General features: G+C 71.2%; 9 protein-coding genes. 7 read left to right on the top strand and 2 right to left on the bottom strand.

The features are described 5' to 3' along the window. From BZY54_RS16865 to BZY54_RS16855, 3 genes are all read left to right on the top strand, one after another. Positions 1-890: AIM24 family protein (locus BZY54_RS16865; RefSeq protein ID WP_143668068.1), on the top strand; the 890-nt coding region annotated here is incomplete at its 5' end. 12 nt (positions 891-902) lie between these two features. Continuing rightward, the gene (locus tag BZY54_RS16860; RefSeq protein WP_086726013.1) at positions 903-1,583 is read left to right on the top strand and encodes an AIM24 family protein; all 681 of its coding nucleotides are present in this window, start codon (positions 903-905) and stop codon (positions 1,581-1,583) included. 16 nt (positions 1,584-1,599) lie between these two features. After that, positions 1,600-2,355, top strand: a complete 756-nt coding sequence (locus BZY54_RS16855) for an AIM24 family protein (protein ID WP_086726012.1) — start codon at positions 1,600-1,602, stop codon at positions 2,353-2,355. A 114-nt stretch (positions 2,356-2,469) separates the two neighbouring features. Here BZY54_RS16855 and BZY54_RS16850 read toward each other — a convergent pair whose 3' ends face one another. Both BZY54_RS16850 and BZY54_RS16845 read right to left on the bottom strand, forming a co-directional pair. Then, positions 2,470-2,985, bottom strand: a complete 516-nt coding sequence (locus tag BZY54_RS16850) for an NUDIX hydrolase (protein ID WP_086726011.1) — start codon at positions 2,983-2,985, stop codon at positions 2,470-2,472. Continuing rightward, the gene (locus tag BZY54_RS16845) at positions 2,982-4,439 is read right to left on the bottom strand and encodes a zinc-dependent metalloprotease (protein ID WP_086726010.1); all 1,458 of its coding nucleotides are present in this window, start codon (positions 4,437-4,439) and stop codon (positions 2,982-2,984) included. Before BZY54_RS16845 ends, BZY54_RS16850 begins: the two co-directional genes overlap by 4 nt. A gap of 190 nt (positions 4,440-4,629) precedes the next feature. On the opposite strand from BZY54_RS16845, the gene BZY54_RS16840 reads away from it, so the two are divergent. The 4 genes from BZY54_RS16840 (at position 4,630) to BZY54_RS16830 (ending at position 7,936) form a co-directional block, all read left to right on the top strand. Continuing rightward, complete coding sequence (locus tag BZY54_RS16840; RefSeq protein ID WP_086726015.1) at positions 4,630-5,742, top strand: SDR family oxidoreductase; 1,113 nt, start codon at positions 4,630-4,632, stop codon at positions 5,740-5,742. A gap of 165 nt (positions 5,743-5,907) precedes the next feature. Then, the gene (locus BZY54_RS16835) at positions 5,908-6,369 is read left to right on the top strand and encodes a molybdenum cofactor biosynthesis protein MoaE (RefSeq protein WP_086726009.1); all 462 of its coding nucleotides are present in this window, start codon (positions 5,908-5,910) and stop codon (positions 6,367-6,369) included. 243 nt (positions 6,370-6,612) lie between these two features. Continuing rightward, positions 6,613-6,777 carry a hypothetical protein gene (locus BZY54_RS51660; RefSeq protein WP_167414006.1) on the top strand — a complete coding sequence of 55 codons (165 nt, stop codon included), beginning with the start codon at positions 6,613-6,615 and terminating at the stop codon, positions 6,775-6,777. Between the two features lie 61 nt (positions 6,778-6,838). After that, positions 6,839-7,936, top strand: coding sequence for a YlbL family protein (locus BZY54_RS16830; RefSeq protein ID WP_086726008.1), 1,098 nt, complete (start codon positions 6,839-6,841; stop codon positions 7,934-7,936). The last annotated feature ends 32 nt before the right edge of the window (positions 7,937-7,968 follow it).

The raw sequence follows: 7,968 nt of genomic DNA, 5'->3' as shown, positions 1-7,968 counted from the left end.
CCTATGGGCAGCCGGGCCATCAGCCGCCGTACGGCCACCAGACCGCGAGCGCACCCCCCGGCTACGCCCAGCCCCCGGCGCCGCAGGCCCCGGCACCGCCACCCGGATACGGACAGCCCACCCCGCCTCCCGGATACGGCCAGCCGACCCCGCCCCCGGGCTACGGCCGGCAGCCGTACGGACAGGCCCCGGGCCAGATGGCACCCGGGTCCTACGGAGCTCTCCAGGGCGCCGGCGTCTCCGCCGCGCTGCAGCAGTTCAAGGAGACCCCGACCGGCCAGCGCTGGACGCCGCAGAGCAGCAAGCTGATCCGGGTCGACCTCGGCATGGGAGGCCAGCCCGTGCTGGCCCGCCAGGGCAGCATGGTGCTCTACCAGGGCAAGGTCGACTTCAGCTACAAGGGCGCCGGCTTCGCCGGCCGCATCGTGGGCAACGCCACCGGCCAGGAGATGCAGCTGATGCGCTGCACGGGTCAGGGCCAGGTGTTCCTCGCCGAGAACTCCACGCACCTGCACCCCGTCGAACTCCAGGGCGACGCGATCTGCGTCTCCGCGGAGAACGTCCTCGCCTTCGACGAGAGCCTCCAGTACGAGGTCCGCCGCATCGAGGGACACGGCATCCCCGGAGGTGCCCTGTTCACGATGCAGTTCCAGGGCACCGGCACCGTCGTCGTCAAGACGCACGGCACGCCAGTCGTGCTGCCCGTGACGCCGACGACGTTCGTCGACTCCAACGCCGTCGTCGCCTGGTCCGCCGCCGCGCAGGTGATCGTCTCCAGCCAGGTGCGCATGCGCCGCAACGCCTACCCGGGCCACACCGGAGAGGGCGTCAACCTGCAGTTCCGGGGCGCACCCGGCAACTTCGTCGTCGTCCAGCCCTACGAGGTCTAGAGGGAGCCCGTCATGAACCAGCCGCTCGCGGGCTACGCCCCCGCACCCGTCACCGCCCGCATGGAGAACCACGGCAGTCACATGCTCAAGGTCGCCATGCAGACCGGGAACGACCTCCTCGCGCGCGTGGGGTCGATGGTCGCCTACGAAGGCTTCATCCAGTACGAGCCCAATCCGCCGGCCGTGCGCCAGATCGCCCGCGACTGGATCACCGCCGAGGGCGCGCCCCTGATGAAGTGCTCCGGCGACGGCCTGCTCTACCTCGCCGACTACGGCGCCGACGTCGTCGTCATCAACCTGGGCGGCGACGCGATCTCGGTGAACGCCACCAATCTGCTGGCCTTCGACGCGAACCTCCAGTGGGGCGTCGAGCGGGTCAAGGGCCTGGCGAAGTTCGCCGGGCAGGGCCTGTGGAACACGAAGATCTCCGGACAGGGCTGGGTCGCGCTGACCTCCCGGGGCAAGCCGATCGTCGTCGACTGCGGCAGCGGCGAGGACGAGACCTACGTCGACCCGGACGCGCTCGTCGCCTGGTCCCCGAACCTGAAGGTGAAGGGCAAGCGCAGCTTCAAGGCGCAGTCCCTGATCGGCCGGGGCAGCGGCGAGGCCTACCAGATGGCCTTCTCCGGCCAGGGCATCGTCGTCGTGCAGCCCAGCGAGGACAGCACCGACCGCCTCCGGATCCGGGGCTGAGGGGAAGACAGAGGACATGCAGAGCCCGCTTTTCGCGTTCAACGACGCCCAGACCCAGGAGCGCTGGAGCCTGCAGAACAAGCAGATGCTGCGCGTCACCCTGGAGGGCCACGACGACATCCTCGCCCGCAAGGGCACCATGGTCGCCTACCAGGGCCTCGTCGAGTTCGACGCCGAGTACCAGAGCAACAACCACGCACGCGCGCGTGCCTACACCGGTGAGGGCCTGGACCTGATGCGCTGCCACGGGCAGGGCACGGTCTACCTGGCCAACCTCGCCCAGTACGTCCACGTCATGGACGTCGAGCAGGACGGTCTGACGGTCGACAGCAGCTATGTGCTGGCGATGGACTCCTCGCTGCACCACGAGGTCATCGCCGTCGACAGCATGTACGGCATCTCCGGCTCCGGGAAGTACCAGCTGAACATCACCGGCCGCGGCAAGGTCGCCCTGATGACCTCCGGTGCTCCGCTGATGATGCAGGTGACGCCCGACAAGTACGTCAACTGCGACGCCGACGCGATCGTCGCCTGGTCCACCGGTCTGCGGGTGCAGATGCAGGCCCAGACGCACTCCTCGGGGGTGTGGCGGCGGCGCGGCAGCACCGGCGAGGGCTGGGAGCTCAGCTTCATGGGCAGCGGTTACGCGCTCGTCCAGCCCAGCGAGCTGCTGCCGCCGCAGAACGCGGTGATCGGGCAGGGCCTCGCCGCGCAGTTCGGCATGGGACAGCAGGGGGCGCGGGGACAGAACCAGGGCAACGTCTGGAGCTGAGCGCGGTCGTCGCCGGCGGGGCGCCGGCGGCCGGCTGAGCACGCGTAAGGGGTGACCGCCCGGGCGGTCACCCCTTACATCGTTCTTCACCACCGGCGCCGGCGTCTCGCACCTTCAGAGCCTGGCGCGCGTCGCCTCCGCCAGGCGCACGACCGACTCGTCCGCCACGTCCGGCACCTCGTCGTAGGCGAACCAGCGCAGGTCGAGGGACTCGTCGCTGATGGCCTCCACCGCCCCGGGCGGGGCGACGGCGGCGTACTGGACGTCCAGGTGCCAGGCGCACGGGGTGTGGTGCCGGTCCAGGCGCACCGGACCGCCGGGCAGCAGCGCCAGCCCCTCGATGCCCGACTCCTCGGTGGCCTCGCGCAGCGCGGCAACCGCCAGCGCGGCGTCGACCGGCTCGCAGTGACCGCCCATCTGGAGCCACATCCGCAACTTCTTGTGGAGGGTCAGCAGAACGCGGTCGCGCTCCGGGTCGACCACCAACGCGCTCGCCGTGATGTGCCCGTCCTTGCAGGCCTTCCACATGCCGTCCGGGTGTGCGGCGAGATGGTCCAGGTAGGCCTGGCGCAGCTCTTCCTGGGCCTCGTACCCCTTCAGCACGAGGACCGCGTCGTCGTGGAGGCTCACTCGGCGTCGTCGTCCTTGCCGTCGCCTTCCTTCTGGTCGCCCTCGTCCCGCTTGCGCAGGTCGGGCTTCGGCCCGGAGCCGTTCGCGGCCTCGCCGAGCATCTTGTCCAGCTCGGAGAAGTCCAGCTGCTCACGGTGCACGAAGCCGTCGGGGTCGTCCAGGTCGGCGGCCGTCGGCAGCATGTCCGGGTGGGCCCACAGGCCGTCGCGGCCCTCCACCCCGCGCGCGTCGGTGAGCGAGGCCCACAGACGGGAGGCGTCACGCAGGCGGCGAGGACGCAGCTCCAGGCCGATCAGCGTGGCGAACGTCTGCTCGGCCGGGCCGCCCGAGGCCCGGCGGCGGCGCAGCGTCTCGCGCAGCGCGTCCGCGGACGACAGACGGGGCTTCGCGGCCGCGTGCACCACCGCGTCCACCCAGCCCTCGACGAGTGCCAGAGCGGTCTCCAGACGGGCCAGGGCCGCCTTCTGCTCCGGGGTGTCCTCCGGCTGGAACATGCCCTGCTGGAGGGCGTCCTGGAGCTGCTCGGGGTTCTGCGGGTCGAACTGGCCGACCACGTCCTCCAGCTTGGCGGTGTCCACCTTGATCCCGCGCGCGTACCCGTCGACCGCGCCGAACAGGTGCGAGCGCAGCCACGGCACGTGCGCGAACAGACGCTGGTGGGCGGCCTCGCGCAGGGCGAGATACAGCCGCACCTCGTCCTGCGCCACGCCCAGGTCCTTGCCGAACTTCTCGATGTTCAGCGGAAGCAGCGCGGCCTTCCCGGCCGGGCCGAGCGGCAGGCCGATGTCGGTGGAGCCGACGACCTCACCGGCCAGCACGCCGACGGCCTGGCCGATCTGCGTGCCGAACATGGCGCCGCCCATGGAGCGCATCATGCCGATCAGCGGGCCAGCCATGGCCTGCATCTCCTCGGGCAGCACATCGCCCATGGCGGTGCCGACGCGCTCGGCGACCGGATCGACGAGCTCCTGCCAGGCGGGCAGGGTCGCCTCGACCCACTCCGCCCGGGACCACGCCACCGCGGAGGCGGCGCCGGACGGCAGGGACGTCACGTCGTCCAGCCACAGGTCGGCCAGGCGGACGGCCTCCTGCACGGCGGTGCGCTCGGCGGGGCCGACGCTCGCGTCCTTCGTGCCGTCCGATGTGCCCTGGGCGACCGTCTGGCGGGCGATCTGCTTGGCCATGTCCCAGTTCACCGGGCCGCCCTCGTAGGAGAGCATCTGGCCGAGCTGCTGGAACGCGGCGCCCAGGTCGGTGGGGTTCAGTGAACCGAACATCGCTGCGAGCGGATTCTCGGCGCCGGGCCCGCCAAGGCCTCCGGCTCCGGGCAGCCCGAAACCGAACGGGTTGGCCGGTCCCTGCCCACCACCGCTCTGCTGGTCCTTCTTCTTGCCCTCGTCGCCGTCGTCCGGCTCCTCCGGCGGAAGGCCGAATCCGAATGGGGTGTCACTCACGGGGTTCCTCGGCTGGTAAGGCCACCGGTTTCTCCGGCGGCGCGGCTGCCCGACAACACCACCCAGCGTAGACACCGCGGACGCATCGGGCCTCGGTGCTTCGCCGACAGATCGGCTGCGGCAGGATGGAGCCACCTGGTACGTACGCGTCATTCGCGCCCGTATGGAAGACAACCGCTGGAGACGCCCGGTGAGTTCCCCAGATCCACAGGTTCGCGCAGCGCGAAACCCTGAAAGCACCCCCGCCGTGCGCGGGCCCGTCGTCGCGGTCACCGGAGCCGCGAGCGGCGTCGGCGCGCTGCTCACGGAGCGGCTGGCCGCGTCCGACGAGGTCGGGCAGGTCATCGCCATCGACGAGCGCCGTGGGGAGTGCGCGGCGGCGCAGTGGCACATCCTCGACGTACGGGATCCGGCGATCGCCGACAAGCTGCGCGGTGCCGACGTCGTGGTGCACCTGGCGCTCGACCTCGACCTGGAGACCGACCCCGCCGCCCGTACGGCCTACAACGTCCGGGGGACACAGACCGTGCTGACCGCCGCCGCGGCGGCCGGTGTGCACCGGGTCGTGCTGTGCACGTCCGCCATGGTGTACGGCGCGCTGCCCGACAACGAGCTGCCGCTGTCGGAGGACGCGGAGCTGCGGGCGACCGCCGAGGCGACCGGCGTCGGGGACCTGCTGGAGGTCGAACGGCTGGCGCGCCGCGCGCCGCGGGCGCACCCCGGGCTGAACGTCACGGTGGCCCGCCCCGCAGTGTTGGTCGGCGGCACCGACACCGCACTGACCAGGTACTTCGAGTCACCGCGGTTGCTGGTCGTGGCCGGTTCGCGGCCCGCATGGCAGTTCTGCCACGTCGAGGACCTGTGCGGTGCGCTGGAGTACGCCGTGCTGGAGAAGGTCGACGGTGAGCTGGCCGTCGGCTGCGACGGATGGCTGGAGCAGGAGGAGGTGGAGGAGCTCAGCGGGATCCGGCGGATGGAGCTGCCCTCGGCGGTGGCGCTGGGCGCGGCGGCCCGGCTGCACCGCATCGGGCTCACCCCGTCCCCGGCCGGGGATCTGGCGTACACGATGTACCCCTGGGTGGTGAGCGGCAGCAGGCTGCACGACGCGGGGTGGCGGCCGAGGTGGACCAACGAGGAGGTGCTCGCAGAACTCCTGGAGGAGGTCGCCGGGCGGCACACGGTGGCCGGGCGGCGGCTGGGGCGCAAGGACGCGACCGCGGCGGGGGCCGCGGGGGCGACGGTCGCCCTGCTGGGTGCGGCTGCCGTCGTGCGGCGGGCCCGCAAGGCGCGGCGGCGGATCTGAGGGTGTGCTCCGGCGCGGTGGGGTGGGATCGCTCACAGCGCCGGAGGGGCGCGGGGCGGCGGGGCGCCCGCCCGGTCGGTCTGTAGGAGGCTCCAAACCGGCCCGCGCGCGTACCGGGCGATGACGCTATTCCGCGCGGTCGCGCGCGTGCGGCACGATGGAGCCATGGCACCCACCAACGATCACCCCGGCGAGCACGCCGCCGACGATCCCATCAAGCTGATCGCCATCCGGGAGACGGCGCTCTCCATGGACGAGGTCTTCAGGGCCGTCGGGGACGACGCCGCCGGTGGTACCGCGCTCTTCGTGGGAACGGTGCGCAACCACGACGGGGGTGTCGATGTCGACGAGCTCGGCTATTCCTGCCATCCCAGTGCCGAGGCCGAGATGCGGCGGATCGCCGAGAAGGTCGTCGCCGAGTACCCGGTGCGGGCGCTCGCCGCGGTCCACCGTGTGGGGGACCTCAGGGTCGGGGATCTCGCCGTCGTCGTCGGCGTGTCGTGTCCGCACCGCGGGGAGGCCTTCGAGGCCTGCAGGAAGCTGATCGACGACCTCAAGCACGAAGTGCCCATCTGGAAGCACCAGAAGTTCTCGGACGGCACCGAGGAGTGGGTCGGCGCCTGCTGACCCCCCCCGGGCAGCCTGCTGATACCACCCCCGACAGACCCCTTGCAGCCTGCTGACGCCACCGCCGGCGGACCTCCGGCGTCCGGCTGGCGTCACACCAGTGGCTCTCCGGCTGCCCGTCCGGCCTTTCCGTCGCAGCTCCGGTTGCGTAACCGCCCCCCTGGCCCGAGCGTTGTCAGTGCGGATGGTTAATCTGCTGATCAGTCAGTTGGGGTCGCTCGGTTGGGGTTGTGGGAGGTCGGCATGGCGGCGCTCGCCTGGTTGCTGATTCCGCTGGTGGCCGGGATAGCCGCCGGACTGTGGGGGGGCTGGGTGAACCGCACCCGCAAGGTGCGCAGCGACGGTCCCGAACTGGACGGGTACGCCCGTTTCCGCGAGGCCATGGAGAGGTCCACCTCCGGCACCTGAGCAGGCCCGCGTACGACGGCCCTGACGGTGCTCCGACAGGTACGTCACGTACTGTCGACTCATGCCACGCCGCACCGCGACGATGCTCGCCTCCACCCTGATGCTGATCGCGCTCCTGTGCGCGGGGGTCTTCCTCCCCGTGCCCTACGCGGAGATGTCCCCGGGACCGACGGTCAACACGCTGGACGAGCACGACGGCGAGCCGGTGCTGCAGATCTCCGGGCGCAAGACCTACCCGACGGACGGCCACCTCAACATGACCACCGTCCGGGTCACCAGCGCCGACTACCGGATGAACCTCGTCGAGGCCGTCTACGGCTGGCTCGCACACGACGACAAGGTCGTGCCGCACGACACGCTCTATCCCGACGGCAAGACGGAGGAGCAGTCGACCCAGGAGAACGCCGAGGAGTTCAGCCAGTCCCAGGAGAGCGCCAAGGTGGCGGCCCTGAAGGAGCTCGGCATTCCGGTGCGGTCCTGGGTGATCGTCTCCACGGTCGTCAAGGGCACCCCGGCCCAGGGCAGACTGCACGCCGGTGACGTGATCAAGGCCGTGGACGGCACCGCGGTCAAGCAGCCCTCCGACGTCGCGAAGCTGGTCACCAAGCACAAGCCCGGCCAGGACGTCGTCTTCACCATCGTGCCCGCCAAGGACCAGGCCGCCGCGGAGAAGCAGAACAGGACGGCGACCGCCACCAAGACGGTCACGATCACCACGGCGGAGTCCCACGACGTCGGCGCCAAGCGTGCCATCGTCGGAATCTCCGCCGGAACCGATCACACGTTCCCGTTCACGATCGACATCAAGCTCGCCGACGTCGGCGGCCCCAGCGCCGGTCTGATGTTCGCCCTCGGCATCTACGACAAGCTCACCCCGGGCAGCCTGACCGGCAGGAAGTTCGTGGCCGGCACCGGGACGATCGACGACGACGGCAAGGTCGGCCCGATCGGCGGCGTCGAGATGAAGACGGTCGGCGCGCGTGACATGGGCGCCCAGTACTTCCTGACCCCCGCCGACAACTGCGCGGCCGCCGCCCAGGACACCCCCTCGGGGCTCACCCTGGTCAAGGTCAACACCATCGGCGACGCACTCGCCGCCCTGAAGGACATCCGCTCCGGGCAGACCGCCGACCTGCCGAAGTGCACGACCAAGGGCTGACGGCGGGCGCCCCGGCAACGGAGGTCCCGGCA

It is taken from the genome of Streptomyces carpinensis (assembly GCF_002154505.1).
GTDB lineage: Bacteria > Actinomycetota > Actinomycetes > Streptomycetales > Streptomycetaceae > Streptomyces > Streptomyces carpinensis.
This window is presented reverse-complemented; position numbering and strand designations above follow the sequence as displayed.

What these genes read in the sequence shown, in the direction of transcription:
- BZY54_RS16835 (WP_086726009.1), top strand. Translation starts at nt 5,908, where the DNA reads ATGGCACCCACCAACGATCACCCCGGCGAGCACGCCGCCGACGATCCC.
- BZY54_RS16830 (WP_086726008.1), top strand. Translation starts at nt 6,839, where the DNA reads ATGCCACGCCGCACCGCGACGATGCTCGCCTCCACCCTGATGCTGATC.
- BZY54_RS16855 (WP_086726012.1), top strand. Translation starts at nt 1,600, where the DNA reads ATGCAGAGCCCGCTTTTCGCGTTCAACGACGCCCAGACCCAGGAGCGC.
- BZY54_RS16860 (WP_086726013.1), top strand. Translation starts at nt 903, where the DNA reads ATGAACCAGCCGCTCGCGGGCTACGCCCCCGCACCCGTCACCGCCCGC.
- BZY54_RS51660 (WP_167414006.1), top strand. Translation starts at nt 6,613, where the DNA reads ATGGCGGCGCTCGCCTGGTTGCTGATTCCGCTGGTGGCCGGGATAGCC.